The 24,046-nt window shown below is 72.7% G+C and carries 24 protein-coding genes; 9 read left to right on the top strand and 15 right to left on the bottom strand.

The window, feature by feature from the left end; all coding sequences use genetic code 11:
- Nucleotides 1-30: 30 nt before the first annotated feature.
- The 3 genes from KUM39_RS11590 to hemL form a co-directional block, all read right to left on the bottom strand.
- The gene (locus KUM39_RS11590; protein WP_217785463.1) at nt 31-1,356 is read right to left on the bottom strand and encodes a polysaccharide deacetylase family protein; all 1,326 of its coding nucleotides are present in this window, start codon (nt 1,354-1,356) and stop codon (nt 31-33) included.
- 176 nt (nt 1,357-1,532) lie between these two features.
- Nucleotides 1,533-2,180: a histidine phosphatase family protein gene (locus KUM39_RS11585; protein WP_246619977.1), complete on the bottom strand. Its 648-nt coding sequence runs from the start codon at nt 2,178-2,180 to the stop codon at nt 1,533-1,535.
- A 95-nt stretch (nt 2,181-2,275) separates the two neighbouring features.
- The gene (gene hemL, locus KUM39_RS11580; RefSeq protein ID WP_217785461.1) at nt 2,276-3,604 is read right to left on the bottom strand and encodes a glutamate-1-semialdehyde 2,1-aminomutase; all 1,329 of its coding nucleotides are present in this window, start codon (nt 3,602-3,604) and stop codon (nt 2,276-2,278) included.
- Between the two features lie 790 nt (nt 3,605-4,394).
- Between hemL and KUM39_RS11575 the strand changes: the two genes are divergently transcribed.
- Nucleotides 4,395-4,832: a hypothetical protein gene (locus KUM39_RS11575; RefSeq protein ID WP_217785528.1), complete on the top strand. Its 438-nt coding sequence runs from the start codon at nt 4,395-4,397 to the stop codon at nt 4,830-4,832.
- Between the two features lie 212 nt (nt 4,833-5,044).
- A complete protein-coding gene (locus tag KUM39_RS11570; protein WP_217785460.1) occupies nt 5,045-6,031 on the top strand; it encodes a CorA family divalent cation transporter in 987 nt (328 codons plus the stop codon).
- Nucleotides 6,032-6,089: 58 nt separating this feature from the next.
- On the opposite strand, the gene KUM39_RS11565 is transcribed toward KUM39_RS11570, so the two are convergent.
- Nucleotides 6,090-6,422, bottom strand: a complete 333-nt coding sequence (locus KUM39_RS11565) for a hypothetical protein (RefSeq protein ID WP_217785459.1) — start codon at nt 6,420-6,422, stop codon at nt 6,090-6,092.
- A 295-nt stretch (nt 6,423-6,717) separates the two neighbouring features.
- Between KUM39_RS11565 and KUM39_RS11560 the strand changes: the two genes are divergently transcribed.
- Nucleotides 6,718-7,206, top strand: a complete 489-nt coding sequence (locus tag KUM39_RS11560) for a hypothetical protein (protein ID WP_217785458.1) — start codon at nt 6,718-6,720, stop codon at nt 7,204-7,206.
- Between the two features lie 87 nt (nt 7,207-7,293).
- Here the strand turns inward: KUM39_RS11560 and KUM39_RS11555 are convergent, their stop codons facing one another.
- Together KUM39_RS11555 and KUM39_RS11550 are read right to left on the bottom strand one after the other, a co-directional pair.
- A complete protein-coding gene (locus tag KUM39_RS11555; RefSeq protein ID WP_217785457.1) occupies nt 7,294-8,166 on the bottom strand; it encodes an ABC transporter permease in 873 nt (290 codons plus the stop codon).
- Nucleotides 8,163-9,173 (bottom strand): ATP-binding cassette domain-containing protein, encoded by a 1,011-nt coding sequence (locus KUM39_RS11550; protein ID WP_217785456.1) that lies wholly within the window; start codon nt 9,171-9,173, stop codon nt 8,163-8,165. The genes KUM39_RS11555 and KUM39_RS11550 overlap by 4 nt, the downstream gene beginning before the upstream one ends.
- A gap of 319 nt (nt 9,174-9,492) precedes the next feature.
- On the opposite strand from KUM39_RS11550, the gene KUM39_RS11545 reads away from it, so the two are divergent.
- Complete coding sequence (locus KUM39_RS11545; protein ID WP_217785455.1) at nt 9,493-9,825, top strand: hypothetical protein; 333 nt, start codon at nt 9,493-9,495, stop codon at nt 9,823-9,825.
- 59 nt (nt 9,826-9,884) lie between these two features.
- On the opposite strand, the gene KUM39_RS11540 is transcribed toward KUM39_RS11545, so the two are convergent.
- The 5 genes from KUM39_RS11540 to KUM39_RS11520 all read right to left on the bottom strand — a co-directional run bounded on the left by KUM39_RS11540 (nt 9,885) and on the right by KUM39_RS11520 (nt 15,013).
- Nucleotides 9,885-11,357 (bottom strand): HAMP domain-containing sensor histidine kinase, encoded by a 1,473-nt coding sequence (locus KUM39_RS11540; RefSeq protein ID WP_217785454.1) that lies wholly within the window; start codon nt 11,355-11,357, stop codon nt 9,885-9,887.
- A gap of 138 nt (nt 11,358-11,495) precedes the next feature.
- Entirely contained in the window at nt 11,496-12,206 is a 711-nt protein-coding gene (locus KUM39_RS11535) for a response regulator transcription factor (protein ID WP_217785453.1), read from the bottom strand.
- Between the two features lie 150 nt (nt 12,207-12,356).
- The gene (locus KUM39_RS11530; protein ID WP_217785452.1) at nt 12,357-13,055 is read right to left on the bottom strand and encodes a CE1759 family FMN reductase; all 699 of its coding nucleotides are present in this window, start codon (nt 13,053-13,055) and stop codon (nt 12,357-12,359) included.
- On the bottom strand, nt 13,052-14,200 hold the full coding sequence (locus KUM39_RS11525; RefSeq protein ID WP_217785451.1) for an LLM class flavin-dependent oxidoreductase: 1,149 nt from the start codon (nt 14,198-14,200) through the stop codon (nt 13,052-13,054). The genes KUM39_RS11530 and KUM39_RS11525 overlap by 4 nt, the downstream gene beginning before the upstream one ends.
- Before the next feature lie 273 nt (nt 14,201-14,473).
- Entirely contained in the window at nt 14,474-15,013 is a 540-nt protein-coding gene (locus tag KUM39_RS11520; RefSeq protein WP_217785450.1) for a hypothetical protein, read from the bottom strand.
- A 174-nt stretch (nt 15,014-15,187) separates the two neighbouring features.
- Between KUM39_RS11520 and KUM39_RS11515 the strand changes: the two genes are divergently transcribed.
- Together KUM39_RS11515 and KUM39_RS11510 are read left to right on the top strand one after the other, a co-directional pair.
- Nucleotides 15,188-15,529 (top strand): YnfA family protein, encoded by a 342-nt coding sequence (locus KUM39_RS11515; RefSeq protein WP_217785449.1) that lies wholly within the window; start codon nt 15,188-15,190, stop codon nt 15,527-15,529.
- Nucleotides 15,530-15,698: 169 nt separating this feature from the next.
- Complete coding sequence (locus tag KUM39_RS11510; protein WP_217785448.1) at nt 15,699-16,475, top strand: SDR family NAD(P)-dependent oxidoreductase; 777 nt, start codon at nt 15,699-15,701, stop codon at nt 16,473-16,475.
- 48 nt (nt 16,476-16,523) lie between these two features.
- On the opposite strand, the gene KUM39_RS11505 is transcribed toward KUM39_RS11510, so the two are convergent.
- The 3 genes from KUM39_RS11505 to KUM39_RS11495 form a co-directional block, all read right to left on the bottom strand.
- Entirely contained in the window at nt 16,524-16,841 is a 318-nt protein-coding gene (locus KUM39_RS11505; RefSeq protein WP_217785447.1) for a hypothetical protein, read from the bottom strand.
- Nucleotides 16,829-17,116 carry a hypothetical protein gene (locus KUM39_RS11500; RefSeq protein WP_217785446.1) on the bottom strand — a complete coding sequence of 96 codons (288 nt, stop codon included), beginning with the start codon at nt 17,114-17,116 and terminating at the stop codon, nt 16,829-16,831. Before KUM39_RS11500 ends, KUM39_RS11505 begins: the two co-directional genes overlap by 13 nt.
- 123 nt (nt 17,117-17,239) lie before the next feature.
- Nucleotides 17,240-18,433 carry an RtcB family protein gene (locus KUM39_RS11495; RefSeq protein WP_217785445.1) on the bottom strand — a complete coding sequence of 398 codons (1,194 nt, stop codon included), beginning with the start codon at nt 18,431-18,433 and terminating at the stop codon, nt 17,240-17,242.
- 245 nt (nt 18,434-18,678) lie between these two features.
- Here KUM39_RS11495 and KUM39_RS11490 point away from each other — a divergent pair, with 245 nt between their 5' ends.
- From KUM39_RS11490 to KUM39_RS11480, 3 genes are all read left to right on the top strand, one after another.
- Nucleotides 18,679-19,656 (top strand): DUF3558 domain-containing protein, encoded by a 978-nt coding sequence (locus KUM39_RS11490; RefSeq protein WP_217785444.1) that lies wholly within the window; start codon nt 18,679-18,681, stop codon nt 19,654-19,656.
- Between the two features lie 126 nt (nt 19,657-19,782).
- Entirely contained in the window at nt 19,783-20,757 is a 975-nt protein-coding gene (locus KUM39_RS11485) for a DUF3558 domain-containing protein (protein ID WP_217785443.1), read from the top strand.
- 147 nt (nt 20,758-20,904) lie between these two features.
- A complete protein-coding gene (locus KUM39_RS11480) occupies nt 20,905-22,191 on the top strand; it encodes a DUF2637 domain-containing protein (protein ID WP_217785527.1) in 1,287 nt (428 codons plus the stop codon).
- Nucleotides 22,192-22,269: 78 nt separating this feature from the next.
- Here KUM39_RS11480 and lysS read toward each other — a convergent pair whose 3' ends face one another.
- Complete coding sequence (gene lysS, locus KUM39_RS11475) at nt 22,270-24,012, bottom strand: lysine--tRNA ligase (protein ID WP_217785442.1); 1,743 nt, start codon at nt 24,010-24,012, stop codon at nt 22,270-22,272.
- Nucleotides 24,013-24,046 lie beyond the last annotated feature (34 nt).

The raw sequence follows: 24,046 nt of genomic DNA, 5'->3' as shown, positions 1-24,046 counted from the left end.
CCATTTCAGGCGGTATTCACACCGGGCATTTCAGGCACCGTCGGAGGTGCCCGAGCCGGTGGCGCCGCCCGTCGGACCGGAGCCGTCCCGCCCGAACCGCTTCCAGCCCCCCGCCGGGCGCTGCCCGACGTCCAGGGTACGCAGCCGGTCCAGCACCTCGGGCTCCTGGACGTCGATCCACTCCACGAACTGCTTGAAGGAGACGAGCCGTACGTCCCCGCCCTTCTCCTTCTCGGCGGCGATGTGCTGGAACGCCTCCTCGACGGAGTCCATGTAGATCCCGCCGTTCCACTGCTCGAAGTGGTTGCCGACGAAGAAGGGCGCCCGGTTCGTCTCGTACGCCCGCTTGAAGCCGGATATGTAGGCGTCGGCCGACTGGCGGCGCCAGTGCGGGTAGTTGTACGCGGGCGCCTTGGTGGTGTTCACGGACTGGTTGGCGAGCATGTTGTAGTCCATCGACAGGACCTCGAACGAGTGGCCGGGGAAAGGTATCTGCTGGAGCGGGAGGTCCCAGACGCCGAGCTTCTTCGTGGGCCAGACCTGTCGGCCGCCGGGCGAGGAGGCGTCGTAGCGCCAGCCCAGCTCGCGGGCGGTGGGCAGCAGCTTGTCCTGGCCGAGCAGACAGGGCGTACGGCCGCCGGTCAGCTCCTTGTCGTAGTCGAACGGGAGCGGGGGCAGGTCGGTCCAGCCGGTGTTGGTGCGCCACTCCTTGACGAACGCCTTGGCCTGCGCGATCTCGCTCTTCCACTGCGCCGGGGTCCAGTTGCCGACGGTGCCGGTGCCGCCGCAGAAGTGCCCGTTGAAGTGGGTGCCGATCTCGTGCCCCTCCAGCCAGGCGCGGTGCACGTTGGCGAGGGTGGCCTTGACGTGCTCGTCGGTGAGGTAGCCGATGTCGGAGGCGCCGCGCGGGTTGTTCGGCGGGTCGTACAGCCGCTTCTTGGACTCGGGCAGCAGATAGAGCCCGGAGAGGAAGAAGGTCATGCTCGCGCCGTGCTCCTTGGCCAGGTCCAGGAAGCGCGGGAAGAGCCCGTTGCCGACCTCACCGGCGCCGTCCCAGGAGAAGACCACGAACTGGGGCGGGGTCTGGCCGGGCTCCAGCGGCTCGGGCCGGGGCGGCTGGTGCGGCTGGGCGCCGGTGAAGGAGGTGGAGCCGTCCCCGATCAGCCGGGCCGGGCGCTCACTGCTCCCGCCGCTCGGTCCCGTACCGGCCGCGGCGGTCCGGGTGCCCCCGGCGGACGGCTTCCCGGCACCCGGGGACGTGAGCGTCCCGCATCCGGCGAGCCCGGCGGCGGCCGCCGCGCCCGCGCCGAGGCCGATCATGCCCCGGCGGGTCAGCGGGCGGGAGTTGGTGCGCATGGGGTTCCCCGATTCGTCGCGCCTGGTGAATGGTCACCTCGTCAGATGACGCGACGATCGGGAAAGTTCCCTGACTTCATACTCTTTTCACAACAAACGCGAAGGAAGTGATCGACTCCGGTCGCGCACGGGGCGGTTGAGCGGGTCGGGTCCGCCCGACCCGCTCCGGGTGCGGCTCAGGCGCCGAACGCCTTGCTCTTCCCGGCCACCGGCTTCGCCCCGGCCCGCAGATGGGCGGGCACCAGGTCGATCGCGGGCTCGGAGTAGCCCACCGAGACGATCCGGTCGCCCTGGAAGGTGAACGAGGTCACGGAGGCGAGCGTGCACTGCCGCTTGCGCGGGTCGTGCCACAGCCGCCGCCGCTCGACGTACGAACGTACGGTCCAGATCGGCAGCTGGTGGCTGACGAGGACCGCCTCGTGGCCGCGCGCCCGGTCCTTGGCCGCGTTGAGCGCGCCCATCATCCGGACCACCTGGTCGATGTACGGCTCGCCCCAGGACGGCCGGAACGGGTTGGTGAGGTGCTTCCAGTTGTCCGGGTTGCGCAGGGCGCCGTCGCCGACGCCGAAGGTCTTGCCCTGGAAGACGTTGTCCGCCTCGATCAGCCGCTCGTCGCTGCCGAGGTCGAGCCCGTGCGCCTTGGCGATCGGGGTGGCCGTCTCCTGCGCCCGCTCCAGCGGGGAGGCGGTGACTTCGACCACGTCCCGCCCCGCGAGGTGCTCCGCGACCCGCTCGGCCATCTCCCGGCCCAGCTCGGAGAGGTGGTAGCCGGGGAGCCGCCCGTACAGGACGCCCTCGGGGTTGGCGACCTCGCCGTGTCGCATCAGATGGACGACGGTCAGCTCGGACCCGGTGCGGGGGGTGCTGCCGTCGCCGGGGGTGGCGCCGTCGTCGTGAGGGGTGGTGCTGCCGTTGCTGCTCATGCTGCCGTGGCCTCCGCGGCGGCTCGGGCCGCCGCCGGGAGGGCGTCGGCGATCTTCTGGATGGCCCGCTCGTCGTGGGCCGTGGACACGAACCAGGACTCGAAGGACGACGGCGGCAGATAGACGCCGTTCGCCAGCAGCGAGTGGAAGAAGGCGGTGAAGCGGAACGACTCCTGCCGCTTGGCGTCCTCGTAGTCCCGCACCTGCCGGTCGGCGAAGAACACCGAGAACATGTTGGACGCGGTCTGCACCCGGTGCGCCACGCCCTCCTTGCCCAGCGCCTCCGACACCAGCGTGCGGATCTGCTCGGAGACCGCGTCCACCTTCTCGTACGCGGCGTCGTCGAGCAGCCGGAGCTGGGCGAGACCGGCGGCGGTGGCGACCGGGTTCCCGGAGAGGGTCCCGGCCTGGTAGACGGGCCCGGCGGGGGCCAGGTGCTCCATCACGTCGGCGCGCCCGCCGAAGGCGGCGGCCGGGAAGCCGCCGCCCATGACCTTGCCGAAGGTCATCAGGTCGGGGGCGACACCGTCGATGCCGTACCACCCGGCGCGGCTGGTGCGGAAGCCCGTCATCACCTCGTCGGAGATGAACAGGGCGCCGTTCTTGCGGCAGTTGTCCTTCAGCCCCTGGTTGAAGCCGGGGGCGGGCGGGACGACGCCCATGTTGCCGGGCGACGCCTCGGTGATCACGCAGGCGATCTCGCCGGGGTACCGGTGGAACGCCTCCTGCACCGCTTCGAGGTCGTTGTACGGCAGCACGATCGTGTCGCCCGCCTGGGCGCCGGTGACGCCGGGGGTGTCCGGGAGCGCGAAGGTGGCGACCCCGCTTCCGGCGGCGGCCAGCAGGGAGTCCACGTGGCCGTGGTAGCACCCGGCGAACTTGATCACCTTGGCACGGCGGGTGAAGCCGCGCGCGAGGCGGATGGCGGACATGGTGGCCTCGGTGCCGCTGCTGACCAGCCGTACCTGCTCCACCGGCGCCACGCGGGCGACGATCTCCTCGGCGAGCGCGACCTCGCCCTCACCGGGCGTGCCGAAGGAGGTGCCGCGCGCCACGGCCTCCTGTACGGCGGCGATCACCTCGGGGTGCGCGTGGCCCAGGATCATCGGCCCCCAGGAGCAGACGAGGTCCACGTACTCCCGGCCGTCGGCGTCCCGGAGGTACGGGCCGTTGCCCGAGACCATGAACCGGGGCGTGCCGCCGACCGCGCGGAAGGCGCGTACCGGGGAGTTCACCCCGCCGGGCGTGACGACGGAGGCACGGTCGAACAGCGCCTGCGAGGCGGGCGCTTCATAGGGGTACGGCAGTTCGCTCTGAGCGCTCATGACGTGCGGTTTCTCCGGCTTCTGGGACTCCGGTGTGCGGGGTGACCTCCTCAGGGTAGGCCGAGCGCCGCCCGCCGGGCCGTCGGCCTCGGTCTTCACTCCCGGCCGGGCCGGTCCGGCATCTGCGAGACTGAGCGGTGATACGCACGGCCGGTGCGGCACGTATGGATGTGGGACCGGTGGCCGGGGACCGCCGGCCGGGGATCGGAGACCGGACAGTGTTGTTCCGCCGGTTGTTCCGCCGTACGTTTCGGCGGACGGCCGTGGGGGAGGTCACTGACACGATGATCGGGTTGCGCGGCGGGGGTCACGCGCCCCAGCAAAGCAGTCGGGTGGAGATATGCATCGCGGTGGCGGACTGGGCGAGGGGACTGACGACCTGGGTCCTCGACGTGCCCGGCGTGGCAAGCACCGGCGCGAGGCGGAGGAGACGGAGGGGGCTCGGGAGAGTTCCCGCGAGGTGTCCCGGGGCGAGGTCGCGCGGGGCGAGGCTTCCAGGAGTGGACCCGAGACGCGTCCGGCCCCGCAGGAGCTGCCGGGACTGTCCGAGCTGCCGGAGGTGTCCGAGGTACGGCAGTCCGACGGCAAGCGGAGCCAGGGCGTCACTGGCGCGGGTGCGGGTGCGACGGGTGTGCAGGGCGCACACGGCGTACAAGGTGCACCGGGCGGCTCGGCCGTCGAGCCCGAGCGGTACGACCGGCAGCCGGAACGCCCGGCCGGACGGCGCTCGGCACGACGGCCGGAGCACCGGGGCGACCGCCTGCGGGCGGCGAGCGGGAATGGTGGTCGGGTGGGGGTGACCTACAAATACTTCGGCGCGCCGGACGGCGCCACAGCGGCCCGCGTCCCCATCTCCATGCGTCCCGAGGAACTCGGCGGCGACGAGCTGGGCATGAACGGCATGTTCACCAACATCAAGCCCGAGACGATGGCCGCGATGGTCCTCACCGGCATCGAAGGCGTCCCCCTGCACAAGGTTCCCCCGCTCGAACTGGTCGTCCTCCACCCGGACTACGCGGTCGTCAAGCTCCCCATGACGGTCGTGGACCCTCTGCGCGGCATCGGCGAGGAAGCCGTGGGCGCGGCGGCCTTCATCTGGTCCACCGTCCCGGACCGGGGCGGTCCCCGGGACGCCTTCAACGTGTACCGGCTGCTGCACGAGTGGCAGGACTTCAGCCACCGGCTGCACGAGGCGGGGCATCAGGCTTATTGCCTGGTGTGGCCGTAGGGACGCCTCGCTCCCACCCCTCCCGCCCCTCCCTGACCTGACCACGCCCGCGCTCCCCGCGCGCGTGGGCGTCGGAGGGCGGTGGGCCCGTACCCCTGTCAGCCGTGCCGAGGTGCGGGTCCGTGGGGTCCATTGGGTTGTCCGGGGTGCTACGCGTGGGGTGGGAGTGGGTAGCGAGAAGTGCGTGGGTTCCGGAATGGGCGGTGAGGGTGATGATCGTTTCGGTGGTGGGGATGCCGGGGGCGACGGTGGCTCGGGCGAGCGCGGCGGAGGCCCGGAGGAGGCTGGCGGAGTCGGACTTCCTGCTGGTGGACGTGCATGTGGGGGACGAGCCGTCCGCCGACGCGCGGCCGGTCGTCAAGGAGCTGGGGCTGGAGCACGAGTCGCCGAAGTGGTTCGGGCGGACGGAGGAACCGGCGCGGGCGGACTACGTCGGGCACAGCGCGGGGTTCGTGGTGCCCGTGGTGGAGAAGGGGCACGTGTCGCACGTGCACATGCTGGCCACCGAACGGCACATCGTCGCGCTGCACCGGGGCCCGGCCAGGTCGCTGCGCGCCGTCATCGAACGGCTGGAGGCGGAGAACCCCGCCGACACGCCCGCCATGCTGTTCCTGCTGCTCCAGGAGGCACTGGACACCTTCCGGCGGGAGGCGACCAAGTACCTGCTCCAGGTGGAGGACCTGGAGGACGCCATGTTCGAGCGGCGACGGCCCGAGCAGATCTACCGGCTCACCCGGCTGCGCCGCCGCGCGGCCGTCCTGCACCGCTTCCTGCTGCCCTACCTCCAGGCCACCGAAGAGATGTTCGGGCGCCGTATGGTCAACCGCGACTTCCCCGAGGAACGCCTGCGCCTGGTACAGGAGTTCCAGCACACGGGACGGCTCGCCCTCAACGACATCGAGGCGCTCCAGGAAGCCACCCGCCGCGCCTTCGCCGGGTACTCCTCACTCGTGGCCGGTGAGCAGAACGGCGTCATCAACCGCCTCGCCATCGTCTCCACGATCTTCCTGCCGCTGTCGTTCCTCACCGGCTACTTCGGCATGAACTTCACCTACCTCACCGACGTCATCCAGAGCAGGGTCCTCTTCTGGCTGCTCGCCGTCGGCCTCCAGGTGGGCGTCCTCGTCGTCGCCCTCTACGTCCTCCACCGCACCCACATCTGGCGCCGCTTCCGCAGCGACGACGGCATCGAGGAGTAGCGCCGCACCCGGCACACCCGGCCCGGCCCGCCCCGGCCCGCCCTCGGAGACCGCGTTCTCACTCCGGTGCGAACGAGAAGCTGTGCCACAACCCCGTCGGCACCGCCTCGTTCGCCGACTGGATGCTCACGTACGCGCTCGCCCCGCCCGGCGGGACCTTGCAGTCCGGGGTGGTGAACATCAGCAGGTTGCTCTGCGTCCAGTTCTCCACCCGGCTGATCGGCTCGGTGAACCGGTGGCACCCGCCGATCGAGGGGTTCGACAGGGTCTCCACCAGCCGGGTGCCGGCGTAGCCCGAGACCGTGCCGGACGCCTGGTCCTGGCAGGCGGTCAGCGCGATACCGAGCACCGCGGCGCCGGTGAGCGCGGTCAGGGACCGTGTGAGCCGCATCGAGCCTCCTGGGCCGGGCGGAACGGCACTCTCCGTCCAAGTGCCACTGTCAGTCCCACTATCCGACGCCCTCCCCGTCCTCGCCCGGCGAGCAGCCGCCACCCGGCCCCGATGACTCCATTCGGGTGAACCCGGCCCGCCGACCGTTTACGGCCCGCTCCCCCACGGCCGCCCGCGGCCCGCCCCTACGGGTTTCCGCTCCCTTCCTGGCCGGAACGGGCCCCCGGCGTGCGCCCCACCTCCGGGAACCCCTTACTGGGAGAAGCAGGACGACCTCGGCAACGGGAGGAAAGCGATGGGACGACGGAACTGGGCACGGGGTACGGCCGGTGTGGTGCTGGCCGCCCTCGTCGGGGCCGGTGCGGTGGCGTGCTCCGACGACTCGGGCGACGGTGCCTCCGGCAACGCGAGCAAGGCCGCCTCCGCCGCCGCCTCCCTCGCCTCGCGCGGCACCGAGGCGCTGTCCTCGGCCACCGCGGAGGCGAAGCGGAAGCTGGACTCGGTCAAGGGCGGGGTGGACGCCAAGAAGGACGTGTCCCTCGGCACCCCCACGACCAGCGGCGACCGCGCCGCCGTCAAGGTGACCGCCAAGAACACCGCCGACTCCGGCAAGACCTTCGCCGTACAGGTCAACTTCCGTGACCGGAGCGGCAATCTGCTGGACGTGGCCGTCGTGACCGTCAAGGACGTAGCCGCGGGCGCCACCGGCGAGGCCACCGCCACCAGCAACCGCAAACTCTCCGGCGACGTCACCGCGACCATCGGCTCGGCCCTGCGCTACTGAGCCACGCCCGTCCTCACCTCGTACGGAAAGCGGCCGGGCGGTTCTCCACCGCCCGGCCGCCCCCCAAGACCTCACGCCCTTACGCCCTCACACGTCACTCCGCACCATCCGGTACCCCGCCCCCGCCAGCACCAGCACCGTCCACCCCACGAACACCAGCAACCCCGTCAGCGGGGACAGCGTCGTCGGGTCCTGGGTCAGGGCGAACATCGCGTGCCCCGCGTTGCTCGGCAGGTAGGGAGTCACGTTGTCCTGCCAGGAGGTGGGGAGCAGCGTGGCGAGCCCCGGAATCAGCATGAGGGCGGCGATCAGTACGGCGACCGCGCCCGCCACCGACCGCAGCAGCGCACCCAGCGCGATACCGACCACGCCGACCAGCCCGAGGTACAGCCCCGCGCCCAGCAGGCTGCGGAGGACGCCCGCGTGCCCGAGTCCCAGCGCGGCCGGGGTGCCCGCGAGCAGGCCGCCGCCGATCAGGAACGCCACGAACGCGCCCACCAGGCCGACGACCAGCGCGACCACCCCGTACACCGCCGCCTTGGACCACAGGACGGGCAGTCGGCGCGGTACGGCGGTCATCGTCGAGCGGATCGTGCCGGTGGAGTACTCGCCCGCCGTGATGAGCACGCCCAGGACACCGAGGGCGAGTTGGGCGAAGTTGGCGCCGAAGAGGGAGAGGCTGACCGCCGTGGAGGCGGCGAAGTCCCCGCCGATGCGCGGTGATCCGGCCAGCGCCTTGTAGCGGATCGCGGCGATGACGCCGAACGCGACGAGGAACAGCAGGCCGAGCGTGAGGGTGATCCAGGTCGAGCGGAGCGACCACAGCTTGGCCCACTCCGAGGCGAGCACCCGGCGGCCCGTCACGCGGTAGTCGGGCCGGGCGGCCCGGGTGGGAGAGGTTCCGGCACCCGGTCCGGGGTCCGCGCCGGTCCCGTTGTCGGTGGTGGCGAGCGTGCTCATACGGTCCTCCCGGCGGTGGTGGCCTGGTCCTGCTGCTCCGCACCGGCGACGGGACCGACGCCGGCACCGGCAGCGATGTCCGTCCCGGCACCGCCTCCGGCCCCACCCCCCTGGTACTCCACCGACTCCCGCGTCAGATCCATGAACGCCTGCTCCAACGACACCTCGCGCGAGGTGAGTTCGAAGAGGGCGATCCCGTGCTCGGCGGCCCGCAGCCCGATCTCGCGGGCCGTCAGCCCGGTGACCCGCAGCTCCTCGGAACCCGCCCGGCCGGTGATCTCCACGTCCGGCCCGGCCAGCAGGTCCCGCAGCCGGGCGGGGTCGGCGGTGGCGACCTTCACCGTGCCGCCGCCCGCCTCGCGCACCAGATCGGCCACGGTGGTGTCGGCCAGCAGCCGCCCCCGGCCGACCACGATGAGATGCTCCGCGACCAGCGCCACCTCGCTCATCAGGTGCGAGGAGACGAAGACGGTACGGCCCTCGGCGGCGAGCGAGGTCAGCAGGTTGCGCACCCAGAGGACGCCCTCGGGGTCGAGCCCGTTGACCGGCTCGTCCAGCATGACCGTCTCGGGGTCGCCGAGCAGGGCCGCCGCGATGCCGAGCCGCTGCCCCATGCCGAGCGAGAACGCCCCGGCGCGCTTGTGGGCGACGCTGCCGAGCCCGGCCAGCTCCACCACCTCGTCCACCCGGCGGCGCGGGATGCCGTGGGTCAGCGCGAGCGCCCGCAGGTGCTGGTGGGCCGAGCGGCCGGGGTGCACCGACTTGGCCTCCAGCAGCGCCCCGACCTCCTGGAGCGGCGCCCGGTGCCGGGCGTAGCGGCGGCCGTTGACGGTGACCGTGCCACTGGTCGGGGCGTCGAGGCCGACGACCATCCGCATGGTGGTGGACTTGCCCGCGCCGTTGGGGCCGAGGAACCCGGTGACGCTGCCCGGCTTCACCACGAAGTCCAGGCCGTCCACGGCCGTCTTCTCCCCGTACCGCTTGGTCAGCTTCCGTGCCTCGATCATCGGCGCTCTCTCTCGGAGTCTCGGAGTCTCGGACCGGGCGCCCTGTCGGCCGACGCCTCACCCCACACGCTAGGGTCCGATTCGTCCGGGTTCCGCGCTGTCGGGGGCTGTCGGTGGCCCCGGCAGGCCCGTACGGGTGGAATCCCCTCCGGGACATCCCCGAGCACCCTTGGAACGGCCCTTCGGGGGTATCCCCGGTCTCCGGGCGGCCCGCGCGCGTCCGTACCCGGCCGGTCCGAGTGGCCCCGGCCCCGGCCGCGCGTACGTAGTGTGGGTCCCCACCGCCATCGACGAGACCGCCTGTTCCTCCGGGGGAGACATGCAGCACACGCAGACCGAGCCGGTTACGGCGGCGGCCACCGGCCCACGCGGTCTCGCCCCGACGGTCACCCTGCTGGTCGTCAGCCTGGTCGTCGCCGGGATCGGCGTCTACGAACTCTGCGGCTTCGGCCTGCACAGCCTGGCCCGCCGCCCCCACCTCTTCAGCGACGGCCTCGCCACCGCCGGGGTCATCGTCGCCGCCGTCGCGGCGGGCGCCGCCTTCGGCAACCTGGCCTGGACCCTCACGGCATCCCGCCAGGCCCTCCCCGACACCCCGAGGACCGACCCAGCACCGGCCGCGGGGACCCCTGAGGACCCCTACGGCCCGTAGGGGCACGGAGGGGCGCCGAGGGGCGCCGGGGGAACCCGGAGCCTCCAGCACCCCGCCCCCTACAGACCCCCTTCCCCCGTCTCCCCCTCCCCGCCGCCCACCGTGAACCCGATCACCGCTCCGCCGCCCTCCCGGCACTGGGCGAAGGGGGCGCCGCTGTGGGCGAGGGCGACCTCGCGGACGATGGAGAGGCCGAGGCCGGAACCGGGCTTGGAGCGGGCGTCGGGGGCGCGGTAGAAGCGGTCGAAGACGCGGATCAGGTCGGCGTGGTCGATGCCGGGGCCCCGGTCCAGCACCTCGACGCGGACGGTGCCCGGCCGTACCCCGGCGGAGCGCAGCGTGCCGGGCCGGGCCGGGCCCGTCACCCGGATCTCGATCGGCGCCGAGCCGCCCCGGTCGAACTTGGCCGCGTTCTCCACGAGGTTCGACAGCGCCCGCTGGAGCATCCCCGGCCGCCCCTCGGTGCGGGTGTCGCCGGTGGCGGTCAGCAGGATCTCGCGCCCGGTACGGCGCCGGGCCACCGACGCCACGTCCTCCGCGAGGTCGGCGAGGTCCACCCGCTGCGGCGGCTCGGTGTCGGACTGCCCGGCGGCGAGATCGACCAGTTCGTTGACGAGGTCGGTCAGCTCGCGGGCCTCCTGGCCGAGATCCGCGACCAGTTCCTCACGGGCCTCCGGAGGCAGCTCGTCGATCCGGCGCAACAGGGAGATGTTGGTACGCAGCGAGGTCAGCGGGGTGCGCAGCTCGTGCCCGGCGTCCTGCACCAGCCGCCGCTGGTCCTCCTCGGACTGCGCGAGCCGCCCGAGCATCCGGTCGAAGGCCCGCCCGAGCCGCCCCACCTCGTCCAGCCCCGCGACCGGTACCTCGATGCCGAGCTGCCGGGTGCGGGCCACGTCCTCGGCCGCCGAGGTCAGCACGACCAGGCGCCGGGTGATCCGGCGCGCCAGCCACCAGCCGAACAGTCCGGCCGCCGTCACCACGGCCGCCATCAGGATCAGCGTGCGCCGCTGGAGCGCCTGGAGCAGGTCCTCGGTGTCGCTGAACTCCTGCGCCACCTGCACCGCGCCCCGCCCGGAGCCGAGCGACACGGTGGCGATGCGGAACAGGTCCTCGCCCACCCGTACGTCCTTGTGCTGCACCACCCGGCCCGCCGTCCGCGCGGTCGCCGTCGCCCGGTCTTGCGCGGTGACCGGGAGCACCGGGCTGCCGTCGTCCACGATCTCGCCGCGCGCCCCGAGCACCTGTACGTCGGTACGGGCCGGGCGGACCAGGTCGTGGCCGGGGCGCGAGGAGGAGAAGTCCTCCGGGGCCATCTCGTGCTGCCGGACCTCGCTCCGCACGTCCTGCACGACCTGGGTGAACACCGACTGCTCGTCCACCCGCACCAGCCGGGCCGCCGAGTTGTACGACAGGATGCCGACGAGGACGGTCACGGCGGCGGTGACGGCGGCGAAGGACACCGCGAACGTCGTCCGCAGCGAGACCAGCCGGGGCCGGGGCCCGGACCGGGGGGAGGGCTTGCGGCGGGCCACTAGGGAAGCTCCCGGAGCGCACGGCACCCCCACGCGCCCCCCGGAGGCGGGGCGACCGGCGGCGCACCCCCTACGGGATCACCCGCACCCGGGGCCCCAGCCACCACCACCGCCACGACCGCCGCGCCCCGCACCGCCTCAGTCCTCCCGCAGTACGTAACCCACGCCCCGCACGGTGTGGATGAGCTGCGGGGCGCCCGGCTCGTCCAGCTTGCGGCGCAGATAGCCGACGTAGACGGCGAGGTTCTTGGAGCCGGGGCCGAAGTCGTAGCCCCAGATGCGGTCGTAGATCGTGGAGTGGTCCAGGACGATGCCGCCGTTGCGGACCAGGAGTTCCAGCAGCTCGAACTCGGTGCGGGTCAGCTCCAGTTCACGGGTGCCGCGCCAGGCGCGGCGGGCCTGGAGATCCATGCGGATGCCCGCCGCCTCCACCAGCCGGTCCGAACCGGGGGTCTCGCGGCCGGGCTCGGCCGGGGCCGGCGGGCTGGTCCGGCGCAGCAGAGCGCGCAGCCGGGCGAAGACCTCCTCGACGTCGAACGGCTTGACCACGTAGTCGTCGGCGCCCGCGTCGAGACCGGCGATCCGGTCGGCGGTCTCCACCAGGGCGGTCAGCATGAGGATCGGGGTCCGGTCGCCCTCGGCACGCAGCACCCGGCACACCTGGAGCCCGTCGATGCCGGGCATCATCACGTCCAGCACGAGGACGTCCGGCGGGGTCCGGTGCGCCTGGGCCAGCGCCTCCACCCCGTCGGCGACCGCCGTCACCTCGTACCCCTCCAGACTCAGGGCACGTTCGAGTGCGTGGCGGATGGCGCGGTCGTCTTCGGCGAGCAGCACAGTCTGGGGCACGGTCCCAGTCTGCCAAGGCCGGGGCTCGCGCGCCGGTGAGCGGCGGCCGGACGATCACCCTTTTACCGCCCTCACACCGTCACACGGCCCGCACCCCGAGCCGTACCCCTACGGGCCGCCACCCGGAGCCGCACCCCTACGGGTCCGCCCCTATGGCCGCAGGGCCGCGAGCCGCTCCGCGAACGGTACGACCGTGAAACCGGCCGACTCCTCCGCCACGACCGGACGCGCCACCCCGCCGTCACCGGCAACCTCGCCGTCACCGGCGGTCCCCGCGTCACCGGCCTCACCGGCCCGCCCCGGCACAGCGACCGCGGCGGCCCCGGCCGCTCCCACCGCCCCCATCCACCGCGCCAGCTCCCCCGCGGCCCGCTCCACCCGCTCCGCCAGACCCTCCGCGCCCCAGTCCTCGGAGGCGGCGTAGACCCCGGTCGGGACGACGACGGCACGCAGGTGGGCGAAGAGCGGGCGGAGGGCGTGTTCCAGGACCAAGGAGTGGCGGGCGCTGCCGCCGGTCGCCGCGATCAGGACCGGGGTGCCGTCGAGGGCGTCCCGGTCGAGGACGTCGAAGAAGGACTTGAACAGTCCGCTGTACGAGGCGCTGAACACGGGCGTGACGACGATCAGGCCGTCCGCGCCCGCGACCGCCTCCTGCGCGGCGGCCAGCGCCGGGCCCGCGAAGCCGTTGGTGAACCGGTGCGCGATCTCCACCGCGAGGTCCCGCAGTTCGACCACGCGCACGTCCACCGGTCCGGCCGCCCGGCGGACCACGGCGGCGGACAGCCGGTCGGCCAGCAGCCGGGTGGACGACGGGACGCTCAGCCCCGCCGACACGACGACGAGCCTCATACGGCGGTCACCTCCTGCGCACCCGAAGCCGCCGAAGAACCCGAAGCGGCCGAAGAACCCGCGGCACCCGCGGCACCCGCGGCCGCGACCAGCCCCGCGTGCGTCGGCGCGTCCGGCACCCCCGCCGGGCGCCCCTTGGCGAACTCCTCGCGCAGCACCGGCACGACCTCCTCGCCCAGCATGTCGATCTGCTCCAGCACGGTCTTGAGCGGCAGCCCGGCGTGGTCCACCAGGAACAGCTGGCGCTGGTAGTCGCCCGCGTACTCCCGGAAGCCGAGGGTCTTCTCGATCACCTGCTCCGGGGTGCCGACGGTCAGCGGGGTCTGGGTGCTGAACTCCTCCAGCGAGGGACCGTGCCCGTACACCGGGGCGTTGTCGAAGTACGGCCGGAACTCCCGTACCGCGTCCTGGGAGTTGCGCCGCATGAAGACGTGGCCGCCGAGGCCGACGACGGCCTGCTCGGGCGTGCCGTGGCCGTAGTGCGCGTACCGGGCGCGGTACAGCTCGACCATGCGGCGGGTGTGGTCGGCGGGCCAGAAGATGTTGTTGTGGAAGAAGCCGTCGCCGTAGTACGCGGCCTGCTCGGCGATCTCCGGGGAGCGGATGGAGCCGTGCCAGACGAACGGGGGTACGCCGTCCAGCGGGCGGGGCGTGGAGGTGAAGCCCTGGAGCGGGGTGCGGAAGCGGCCCTCCCAGTCCACGACGTCCTCGCGCCACAGCCGGTGCAGCAGGGCGTAGTTCTCGACCGCGAGGTTGATGCCCTGGCGGATGTCCTGCCCGAACCAGGGGTACACCGGGCCGGTGTTGCCCCGGCCCAGCATGAGGTCCACCCGGCCGTCGGCCAAGTGCTGGAGCATGGCGAAGTCCTCCGCGATCTTCACCGGGTCGTTGGTGGTGATCAGCGTGGTGGAGGTGGAGAGGATCAGCCGCTCGGTCCGCGCGGCTATGTAGCCGAGCATGGTCGTCGGGGAGGACGGGACGAAGGGCGGGTTGTGGTGCTCGCCGCTGGCGAAGACGTCGAGTCCGACCTCTTCGGCCTTGCGCGCGATGGCCACCATCGCCTTGATCCGCTCGTGCTCGGTCGGCGCGCGGCCGGTGGTGGGGTCCGGCGTGACGTCGCCCACCGTGAAGATCCCGAACTGCATGACCGCTCACCCTCCAGGTTGTTGATGCTTCAACTTACCTGGGAACAGTGGGCGGGGGCGGGGTATTCCGTGCGGGGAGGGGGCTGATCCGGGCGGGGAGGGGTTTCCCCGGCGGGGGCTCGGGGGTTCCGGTGGGAGGCGGGCTGCTCCGGTGGGAGGCGGGGCTGCTCCGTACCCGCCCCGGCCGTACCCCAGCCACACCCGGCCGTACCCCAGCCACACCCGGCCGTACCCCAGCCAGACCCCGGACGCGCCCGGCACCGGCCCGACCGCTCAGAACGCGTACTCGTCCCCCGTCTCCAGGACGAGTACCGACAGCCGGTCGTTGGAACGGTCCGTGTCCAGTACGCCCCCGGTCCACGCGGTGTCCAGCTCCAGCGTGACCTCCGAAGGGCGCCCGGCGAACCGTACCCGTACCCGCAGCGGCTCCCCCGTCCCGTCCGCCGGGAGTGCGCCGGTCCGGCACAGCACCGTCCGCCCGTCGGTGGGCGCGCATCCGCCCGGCAGCTTCTGCCGCTCCGCGAGCGGGGCCGACCAGCGCAGCAGCACACCGGCGTCGGGGACCGCGGCGGGGCCGTTGTTGCGCGGGGTGAGGCGGACCTCGGCACGCCCCTCGGCCAGTACGGCGCTGCCGTGCAGGGTGAGGTCGGCGCGGGGCGCGGAGGCCACGGGCACCGGAGCGGCCCCGGCCCCACCGGCCACCGGAACGGCATCCGCCCCGGACACCGGGGCGACCGCCCACGCCGTACCGCCGCACAGCAGCGGCACCAGCCCGCTCACGCACCCCGCCACCAGCCACGTCCTCCCGCGCATGCCGACCGCCTCGCTCCCTGTAGCCGTAGCCGTAGCCGTGCCGCACCGGTGCGCACGGGCGCTACGGATGTATGCCACGCGGCGCGGGACACCGGCCGCCCTCCAACAGGTGACACGGGCCGGGGCCGGGGCGGGGCGGGAGGACCGGCACGGGCGCGTGCGAGGCTGGCCCGCATGACGCCGCTGCTCCGCTCCGCCGCCCTCTTCGTCGTCGCCGCGCTGTTCGAGATCGGCGGGGCCTGGCTGGTCTGGCAGGGGGTGCGGGAACACCGGGGGTGGCTGTGGGCGGCGGGCGGGGTGGTGGCGCTCGGGGCGTACGGCTTCGTGGCGACCTTCCAGCCGGACGGGCACTTCGGCCGCATCCTGGCCGCGTACGGCGGGATCTTCGTCGCCGGTTCGATCCTGTGGGGCGTGGTCGCGGACGGCTACCGCCCCGACCGCTGGGACATCACGGGCGCCCTGATCTGCCTGGCGGGCATGGCGGTGATCATGTGGGCGCCCAGGAACGGGGCGTGAGGCCGCCGTGCGGCGAGGTGCCGCGTGACCGGGCGCGGGGAGCCCACGACGACCGGGAGGACCGGGACGACCGGGACGACCGGGACGACCGGAGAGACACCCCCTAGGCTTTCGGGAGACTCACCCCAGGTCCGGGGCGAGCGAGTCGTCCGAACCGAGGGAGCAGGTCATGACCAGCGACGCCCCGTCCGCAGCGTCCCGTATCGCCGTCGTCACGGGCGCGAGCAGCGGCATCGGCGCCGCGACCGCGCGGCGGCTCGCGGCGGCCGGGTACCGCGTGGTGCTGACCGCGCGCCGCGCGGACCGGATCGAGGCGCTGGCCAAGGAGATCACCGCCGCCGGGCACTCCGCGACCGCGTACCGGCTGGACGTCACCGACCGGGCGGCGGTGGACGAGTTCGCCTCGGCGTTCCGGACGGTCGGCGTGCTGGTCAACAACGCGGGCGGCGCGCTCGGCCTGGACCCGGTGGCCACCGGCGACCCGGCGGACTGGCGCACGATGTACGAGACGAACGTGCTCGGCGTCCTGCACATCACCCAGGCGCTGCTGCCGAAGCTGGAGGCGAGCGGCGACGGCGTGGTGGCCGTCGTCTCCTCCACGGCCGCGCACGGCACCTACGAGGGCGGCGGCGGCTACGCGGCGGCCAAGCACGGCGAGCACGTCCTCGCCGAGACCCTGCGCATGGAACTGCTGGGCCGCCCGGTGCGGGTGGTGGAAATCGCGCCCGGCATGGTGAAGACCGAGGAGTTCTCGCTGACCCGCTTCGCGGGCGACGCCGAGCGTGCCGAGAAGGTCTACGAGGGCGTGGCCGCGCCGCTCACCGCCGACGACGTGGCCGACACGATCACCTGGGCGGTCACCCGCCCCGCCCACGTCAACGTGGACCTGCTGGTCGTACGCCCCCGCGCGCAGACCCCCAACAACAAGGTGCACCGGGAGCAGTGAGCGCGCGGGGTCCCGAAGTGCCGTACGGCACAACGCGGTTGGACGGTCCTACGGGGCCGCCCGGCACTCCGGGTCGTCCACGATCACAGAGGTGGACGGCATGACGATCGTGTCGTCGTCGTCCTGCCGGACGTACTTGGTGGTGACGTAGCCGCGCCGACCGGGCCCCACGCACTTGGAGGCAAGGTTTCCGAACCCGTCCGGGAAGTTGTAGATCTCGGCCGGGCTGTCCTCGCCCGCGCGCCCCGCGACGGGCGCGTCCGCCTTGCCCCGCTTCTCTTCGTACTCCCGCGAGCACCCGGACAGCGCGACCAGCACCAGCACGGCCACCGCCGCGGCCGAGACCGCCCGGATCAGCTCGCGCATGTCTTGTCCGGCACGATCTCGACGTTCGACGGCCCGCTCCCGTTGGTCGTCACGTACGCCCGGTATCCGTGCCCGACACACTTCGTCGCCAGATTCCCGAACCCGTCCGGCATGTTGAACACCTCGGCGGGCGAGTTGTCCCCGGCCCGCCCCCGCACCGGCGCGTCCCCCTTCCCCCGCTTGTCGTTGTACTCCTTCGAACACCCCGCACTCCCCACCCCGACCAGCACCACGACCAGGGCCGAGACGACCAGCCGCCCACGCCTTCCCCTCATCAACACACCCCCTGAATACAGAAGTTGCCAAACCAGAAGACACCCGAACCCCCACCCCCGGTTCCCACCCCCGCCCCGTGACGCCCGCCCCCGCGCCCGGCCGGTACGACTCGGCCCTCCAGGTCAGCCCTTCACGCACACCACCTGCTTCAGCCGGGCCACCACTTCCACCAGGTCGCGCTGCTGGTCGATGACCTGCTCGATGGGCTTGTAGGCGGCCGGGATCTCGTCCACGACGCCGGAGTCCTTGCGGCACTCGACGCCGCTGGTCTGGTCGGCGAGGTCCTGGACGCTGAAGCGGCGCTTGGCGGCGCCCCGGCTCATGCGGCGCCCGGCGCCGTGGGAGGCGGAGTTGAAGGCGCGCTCGTTGCCGAGGCCCTTCACGATGTACGAGCCGGTGCCCATCGAGCCGGGGATGATGCCGTAGTCACCGGATCCGGCGCGGATCGCGCCCTTGCGGGTGACCAGCAGGTCGAGCCCGTCGTACCGCTCCTCCGCCACGTAGTTGTGGTGACAGGAGATCTCCGGCTCGAAGACCGGCTTGGCCTTCTTGAACTCCTTGCGGACCGCGTCCTTGAGCAGCGCCATCATCAGGGTGCGGTTGTACTTCGCGTACTCCTGCGCCCAGAACAGGTCGTTGCGGTACGCCGCCATCTGCGGGGTGTCCGCGACGAAGACGGCGAGGTCGCGGTCGATCAGGTCCTGGTTGTGCGGCAGCTTCTGCGCGATCCCGATGTGGTGCTCGGCCAGCTCCTTGCCGATGTTGCGGGAACCGGAGTGCAGCATCAGCCAGACGACGCCGTCCGAGTCCACACAGACCTCGATGAAGTGATTCCCCGCGCCGAGGGTACCCATCTGCGAAACGGCCCGGCCCTCACGGAACTTGACCGCGTCCGCGACCCCCTGGAACCGGGCCCAGAAACTGTCCCACCCGGCCGTCGCCAGCCCGTGGAAGTCGCGCGGCTCGACCGGTTCCTGGTGCATCCCCCGCCCCACCGGAATCGCCTGCTCGATCCGCGACCGCAGCCGGGACAGGTCGCCCGGCAGGTCGTTGGCGGTCAGGGAGGTGCGGACGGCGGACATGCCGCAGCCGATGTCCACGCCGACGGCGGCCGGGCAGACGGCGCCCTGCATGGCGATGACGGAGCCGACGGTGGCGCCCTTGCCGAAGTGGACGTCCGGCATGACGGCGAGGCCCCTGATCCAGGGCAGGGTGGACACGTTCTGGAGCTGACGGAGTGCCACGTCCTCGACAGTGGCGGGGTCGGCCCACATCCGGATGGGCACCTGGGCGCCCGGCATCTCCACGTACGACATGTGTTTCCCGTCTCCCCCGGTCACCGTCCGGCAGCCCGTGGGCCCCGGAACGTCCTCTGTGCGCCCAGATCACACCGGAACGCAAAAAACGGCATCAACGTGTGGTTACAGGACACGGAACCGGCGTTCACAGCGGCGGGTGCGATACACATTGTGTCCAGCGGGCGCACCGCCCCGGCAAGCGAATAACCAGCGCGCTCCCCGCCCCCCGGCGGCGCCGCATCCCGTACGAGAGGAGCCCGACCGTGCACCGGAAGGCGTACGTCACCGGTACCGCCGCCCTCCTCGCGGCCCTGCTGGCAGGCTGCACGAGCGGCTCGGGCGACGGCGGTTCGACCGACGACGCCAATCCCGGCGACGCGGGCACCGCCACCGCGGCGGCCCAGCCCGGCAAGTACCGCACGCTGCCCGAGCCCTGCGGCGCGGTCGGCCGCGGCACCCTGGACGCGCTGCTGCCCGGCATCCGGCGGCTCACCGACCCCGCCCAGCGCGACAAGGCGTACCAGGGCGCCGCGGCCCTGACCTACAACACCGACCGCAAGGTGGGCTGCCGCTGGAAGGTGGACTCCGCCGACGGCACCGACCGCCTCACGGTGGACCTGGAACGCGTGGTGTCGTACGACAACGCGGTCAGCGACGACGACCAGGCCAAGCAGCTCTTCGACGAGCGGGAGACCGCCGCCGACCTGCCCGAGCCCGCCACCACCACCCCCGCCTCCCCACCCGCCGAGTCCACCGGGTCCGCCAACTCCGGTTCCCCCGGCTCCTCTTCGAGCCCCGGCGACAAGAACGACAAGAACGGGACGGGCGGGACGAGCGGGAAGGACGGCAAGGGCGGCACCCCCTCCAGCCCCGCGACCCCGTCCAGCACCGCGCCCCCCTCCGGCACCGCCACCCCCTCCGGCACCGCCACCCCCTCCGGCACCAACACCCCCGCCGACCCCGCCTCCACCGGCGCCGGAGGCAGCCTCGCCACCGCCGAGCTCCAGCCGCGCGTCCTCTCCGACCTGGCCGACCAGGCGTACCTGGACGACAAGCTGAGCACCTCCGGTTCGACCGCCGAACCGCGCACGGTGACTGTGGTGTTCCGCACGTCCAACGTCGTCGTCACGGTCGAGTACGAGGAGCAGCCGATGGCCGTCGGCGCCGTGCCGGACAGCAGGGAAATGCAGGACAAGGCCCGGAAACTGGCCGCGCAGCTGGCCGCGACGCTCGACGGCTGACCCCCGCCGCGCACCCGGCACCGGTCCCCGCGCGAGCCGGTGAACACCGGTCGCACCCCTTCTTCACCACGTACGGTGGGCCCGCAGGAACCCGCACGACCACCGAGCGTCACGAGTGAAGGAACCATGCAGCGAGCAGCACAGCGAGACGTCCGTGCCCCCAAGGACCAGCGGGCGAAGCGCCTGCGCCGCGCCCTGGTGTGCGCGGCTGCCGTCCCCGCGGTCCTGATCACCGCCGCGTGCTCGTCGGACTCCGGCGACGGCGGCGCCAAGGACGGCGGCTCGGCCGCGCGGGGCGGCGACGCCTCCGCGCGGGCGACGGGCGGCGCGTCCGCCGACCCCTCCGCGAGCGCGTCCCCGGCGGTTCCGGCCGCCGCGTACCGCGCGCTGCCGAAGCCGTGCGCGGTGCTGTCCAAGGGCGCCCTCGGCGACCTCGTGCCGAAGGCGGGCACGTCCGGCAAGGAGGGCAGGTCCGACGACTCCTCGACGCGCGGCTCGTGTTCGTGGAGCAGCCTCGACAACAAGGGCGTCAAGGGCTCCCAGTTCCGCTGGCTGAACGTGTCGCTGCTCCGCTTCGACTCGGACGCGAACCGGGGTTCGGGCGACGCGCAGGCGCACACGTACTTCACCCAGCAGGTGAAGGACGCGCAGGGCGTGTCCGGCGCGAAGTCGGTCAAGTGGGAGGCGGTCGCCGGGACGGGCGACGAGGCGACGGCCGTGCGCTACGACCTGAAGAAGAAGGAAGGCGCCTTCAAGGAGCAGACCGTGGTGACCCGCGTGGAGAACGTGGTCGTCACCGTGGACTACAACGGCGCCGGTCTCGCGGGCGAGAAGACGCCGGACGCGTCCGATCTGACGAAGGCGGCGGAGAAGGCCGCGAAGGAGGCCGTGGCGGCCGTCTCGGCGGCCAACGGGAAGGGTTCCGGGGCGGGTTCGGGCTCCGGCTCCGCCGACCCCGGAAGCGGCAAGGACGGCGCCAAGAGCAGCGGGAAGCCGTCGGCCACGGCCACGGAGAAGGGCGCCGGGGGCGCGTCGAAGGCGCCGTCCGGCGGCGCCTCCCCGAGCACCTCCGCGTCGGAGTCGGCCGCCGCCGGGAACTGACCGGGAACCGGCCAGGAGCCGGTCGAGAACTGATCGACATCACGTTCGACGCACACCTGTGCCACTCTGTTGCGCGCAACAACCCGCAACGGGAGGGGAGTACGAGTGTCCGCGCCCATCAAGTCCGAGCCCATCGAGCTGACCCGGATGCACCGCATACTCATCGGCGTGGTCGTCGCCGGTGCGATGGTCATCGCCGGTATCGGCTTCGCGGGTTCGTACGCGGCCGTCCGGGCGCTGGCCCTGACCAAGGGCTTCGGGAACTTCTCCTACGTGTTCCCGGTCGGCATCGACGCGGGCATCTGTGTGCTCCTCGCCCTGGACCTGCTGCTGACGTGGATTCGCATCCCGTTCCCGCTGCTGCGGCAGACGGCGTGGCTGCTGACGGCGGCGACGATCGCGTTCAACGGCGCCGCCGCCTGGCCGGACCCGCTGGGCGTCGGTATGCACGCGGTGATCCCGGTGCTGTTCGTGGTCGCGGTGGAGGCGGCCCGGCACGCCATCGGCCGGATCGCGGACATCACGGCGGACAAGCACATGGAGGGCGTCCGGCTGACCCGCTGGCTGCTCTCGCCGCTGCCGACGTTCCTGCTGTGGCGCCGGATGAAGCTGTGGGAGCTGCGCTCCTACGACCAGGTGATCAAGCTGGAGCAGGAACGGCTGGTCTACCAGGCCCGGCTGCGCTCCCGCTTCGGCCGCGCCTGGCGCCGCAAGGCCCCGGTGGAGTCCCTGATGCCGCTGCGCCTGGCCCGCTACGGCGTCCCGCTCGCGGAGACCGCCCCCGAGGGCCTGGCGGCGGCGGGCATCGAACTGCCCGCCCTGCGCCCGTCCCCGGCCGCCGCCCAGCCCGCCCTGACAGCGGCACCCCAGGCGTCCCAGGCAGCCCTGTCACCCCAGGCACCGCAGGCGTCCCAGGGACCCCAGGCACCCCAGCAGCAGCTCACGCGGCAGGAACAGCCCCGGCCCGCGGACGACTCCGTACCGGAGCCGGAGGAGCCGGGCGTGAACCTGTGGCTGCACGCCCGTGACCCCCAGCAGATGGAGTACCACGGCGGCTACGACCCCACCTTCGAGCCCCCGGACCCGCTGTACGCCCCGGAGGAGCAGTACGAGGACTGGTACGACGAGCAGCCCCCGGAGCAGTTCCAGCAGCCCTCGCCGGAGGACACGGGCAGCTTCCCGGTGCCGTCGGGCCCGAACCGCACCCGCGAGCTGGGCGACGGCGGCGGCACACCCCAGGCGGAGCCGACCGAGGACGCGCTCTACCAGGTGTTCCGGCAGTCGATAGACGGCAGTTACCCGACGCCCCGCGTCCTGGGCGACAACGTCGAGGCGACCTACGGCCTGGCCCTGAGCCCGAGCGAGCTGAAGACCCTCGCGGAACGCTTCCAGCAGCGCCATCTGGCGGAGCTGGAGGAGGACCACATCGCGTGACCCCGTGACCGCGTACGACGAAGGGGGCTCCCAGAATCCGGGAGCCCCCTTCGTCGGTTCACCGTGCCGTGGCGGGAGTCACTCCCCCAGCAGCGTCCGCACCCGCTCCTGTCCCACCGTCACCAGCAGCGTGGGCAGCCGGGGCCCGGTGTCGCGGGTGACGAGGAGGCGGTAGAGCAGGGCGAAGAAGGCGCGCTGGGCGGTCTTGATCTCGGCCGGGAGTTCCTTGGGGCCCGCGTCGGCGGAGAAACCGGCCTGGACCTTGGGGACGCCGTAGACGAGCTGGGTGAGGCCGTCGAGGGACCAGTGGGCGGCGAGGCCGTCGAGCAGCAGGCGCAGCGACTGCCGGGAGGCGTCGTCGAGGGACTTCAGCAGCTCGGCGTCGGGCTCGTCGCGGACGATGGTGCGCTGGTCGGCGGGGACGTGGGTGTTGATCCACGCCTCGGCCCTGTCGTAGCGCGGCCGGGCCTCGGCGAGCGAGGTCAGCGGCTGGTCGGGGTCGAGTTCGCTGAGGATGCGCAGCGCCTGGTCCTCGTGCCCGGCGGTGACGTCGGCCACGGAGGCGAGGGTGCGGTAAGGCAGCGGGCGCGGGGTCGCGGGCAGCGGCGCGGCGGCGGTGCCGACGGCGCGGGCGTACGCGGCGATGTCACCCGGCAGCGCGGAGCCGTCCTGGACCTTGGCGGCGAGCTTGTCCCACTCGTCGTAGAGGCGCTGGATCTCCTGGTCGAAGGCGATCTTGAAGGACTGGTTGGGGCGGCGGCGGGCGTAGAGCCAGCGCAGCAGCTGGGGCTCCATGATCCGGAGGGCGTCGCCGGGGGTGGGGACGCCGCCGCGCGAGGAGGACATCTTGGCCATGCCGGAGATGCCGACGAAGGCGTACATCGGGCCGATGGGCTGCTCGCCGCCGAAGAGGGAGACGATCTGCCCGCCGACCTGGAAGCTGGAGCCCGGCGAGGAGTGGTCCACGCCGCTGGGCTCGAAGATCACGCCCTCGTACGCCCAGCGCATCGGCCAGTCCACCTTCCAGACCAGCTTGCCCCGGTTGAACTCGCTGAGCAGGACGGTCTCGGAGAAGCCGCAGGCGGTGCAGGTGTAGGCCAGCTCGGTGGTGGCGTCGTCGTAGGCGGTGACGGTGGTGAGGTCCTTGCCGCAGCCGCCGCAGTACGGCTTGTACGGGAAGTACCCGGCGGAGCCGGAGCCGCCGTCGTCCTCGGCGGCGGCGCCGGAGCCCTCCTCGGCCTCCAGCTCGGCGGCGTCGGCGGCCTTCTGCTGGGGCTTCTTCCCGGGCTTGGCCTTGGTCCGGTACTGGTCGAGGATCGCGTCGATGTCGGCGCGGTGGCGCATGGCGTGCAGGATCTGCTCGCGGTAGACGCCGGAGGTGTACTGCGCGGTCTGGCTGATCCCGTCGAACTCGACACCCAGCTCGGCGAGCGAGGCGGTCATGGCGGCCTTGAAGTGCTCGGCCCAGTTCGGGTGGTCGGAGCCCTTCGGCGCGGGCACGGAGGTCAGCGGGCGGCCGATGTGCTCGGCCCAGCTCTCGTCCACACCGGGGACGCCGTTCGGCACCTTGCGGTACCGGTCGAAGTCGTCCCAGGAGATCAGGTGGCGTACCTGCAGGCCCCGGCGGCGGATCTCGTCGGCGACGAGGTGCGGGGTCATGACCTCGCGCAGGTTGCCGAGGTGGATCGGGCCGGACGGGGAGAGCCCGGACGCGACGACGACGGGTTTCCCCGGGGCGCGGCGCTCCGATGCCTCGATGACCTCGTCCGCGAAACGGGAGACCCAGTCGGTGGTCTCGGTGCTCTGAGCCACGATCGGCACGTCCTTCTTCCTGTCCGGCAGCCGGTACGGTCGC

It is taken from the genome of Streptomyces corallincola (assembly GCF_019104725.1).
GTDB classification, from domain to species: Bacteria; Actinomycetota; Actinomycetes; order Streptomycetales; family Streptomycetaceae; genus Streptomyces; species Streptomyces corallincola.
This window is presented reverse-complemented; position numbering and strand designations above follow the sequence as displayed.

Excerpts from the sequence above, each read along its gene's own strand:
- KUM39_RS11590 (WP_217785463.1), bottom strand. The coding sequence starts at position 1,356 with ATGCGCACCAACTCCCGCCCGCTGACCCGCCGGGGCATGATCGGCCTC.
- KUM39_RS11500 (WP_217785446.1), bottom strand. The coding sequence starts at position 17,116 with ATGAGGGGAAGGCGTGGGCGGCTGGTCGTCTCGGCCCTGGTCGTGGTG.
- KUM39_RS11530 (WP_217785452.1), bottom strand. The coding sequence starts at position 13,055 with ATGAGGCTCGTCGTCGTGTCGGCGGGGCTGAGCGTCCCGTCGTCCACC.
- KUM39_RS11520 (WP_217785450.1), bottom strand. The coding sequence starts at position 15,013 with ATGCGCGGGAGGACGTGGCTGGTGGCGGGGTGCGTGAGCGGGCTGGTG.
- KUM39_RS11545 (WP_217785455.1), top strand. The coding sequence starts at position 9,493 with ATGCAGCACACGCAGACCGAGCCGGTTACGGCGGCGGCCACCGGCCCA.
- hemL (WP_217785461.1), bottom strand. The coding sequence starts at position 3,604 with ATGAGCGCTCAGAGCGAACTGCCGTACCCCTATGAAGCGCCCGCCTCG.
- KUM39_RS11480 (WP_217785527.1), top strand. The coding sequence starts at position 20,905 with ATGCACCGCATACTCATCGGCGTGGTCGTCGCCGGTGCGATGGTCATC.
- KUM39_RS11515 (WP_217785449.1), top strand. The coding sequence starts at position 15,188 with ATGACGCCGCTGCTCCGCTCCGCCGCCCTCTTCGTCGTCGCCGCGCTG.
- KUM39_RS11495 (WP_217785445.1), bottom strand. The coding sequence starts at position 18,433 with ATGTCGTACGTGGAGATGCCGGGCGCCCAGGTGCCCATCCGGATGTGG.
- KUM39_RS11555 (WP_217785457.1), bottom strand. The coding sequence starts at position 8,166 with ATGAGCACGCTCGCCACCACCGACAACGGGACCGGCGCGGACCCCGGA.
- KUM39_RS11485 (WP_217785443.1), top strand. The coding sequence starts at position 19,783 with ATGCAGCGAGCAGCACAGCGAGACGTCCGTGCCCCCAAGGACCAGCGG.
- KUM39_RS11585 (WP_246619977.1), bottom strand. The coding sequence starts at position 2,180 with ATGCGACACGGCGAGGTCGCCAACCCCGAGGGCGTCCTGTACGGGCGG.
- KUM39_RS11505 (WP_217785447.1), bottom strand. The coding sequence starts at position 16,841 with ATGCGCGAGCTGATCCGGGCGGTCTCGGCCGCGGCGGTGGCCGTGCTG.
- KUM39_RS11550 (WP_217785456.1), bottom strand. The coding sequence starts at position 9,173 with ATGATCGAGGCACGGAAGCTGACCAAGCGGTACGGGGAGAAGACGGCC.
- KUM39_RS11560 (WP_217785458.1), top strand. The coding sequence starts at position 6,718 with ATGGGACGACGGAACTGGGCACGGGGTACGGCCGGTGTGGTGCTGGCC.
- KUM39_RS11565 (WP_217785459.1), bottom strand. The coding sequence starts at position 6,422 with ATGCGGCTCACACGGTCCCTGACCGCGCTCACCGGCGCCGCGGTGCTC.
- KUM39_RS11570 (WP_217785460.1), top strand. The coding sequence starts at position 5,045 with ATGATCGTTTCGGTGGTGGGGATGCCGGGGGCGACGGTGGCTCGGGCG.
- KUM39_RS11525 (WP_217785451.1), bottom strand. The coding sequence starts at position 14,200 with ATGCAGTTCGGGATCTTCACGGTGGGCGACGTCACGCCGGACCCCACC.
- KUM39_RS11510 (WP_217785448.1), top strand. The coding sequence starts at position 15,699 with ATGACCAGCGACGCCCCGTCCGCAGCGTCCCGTATCGCCGTCGTCACG.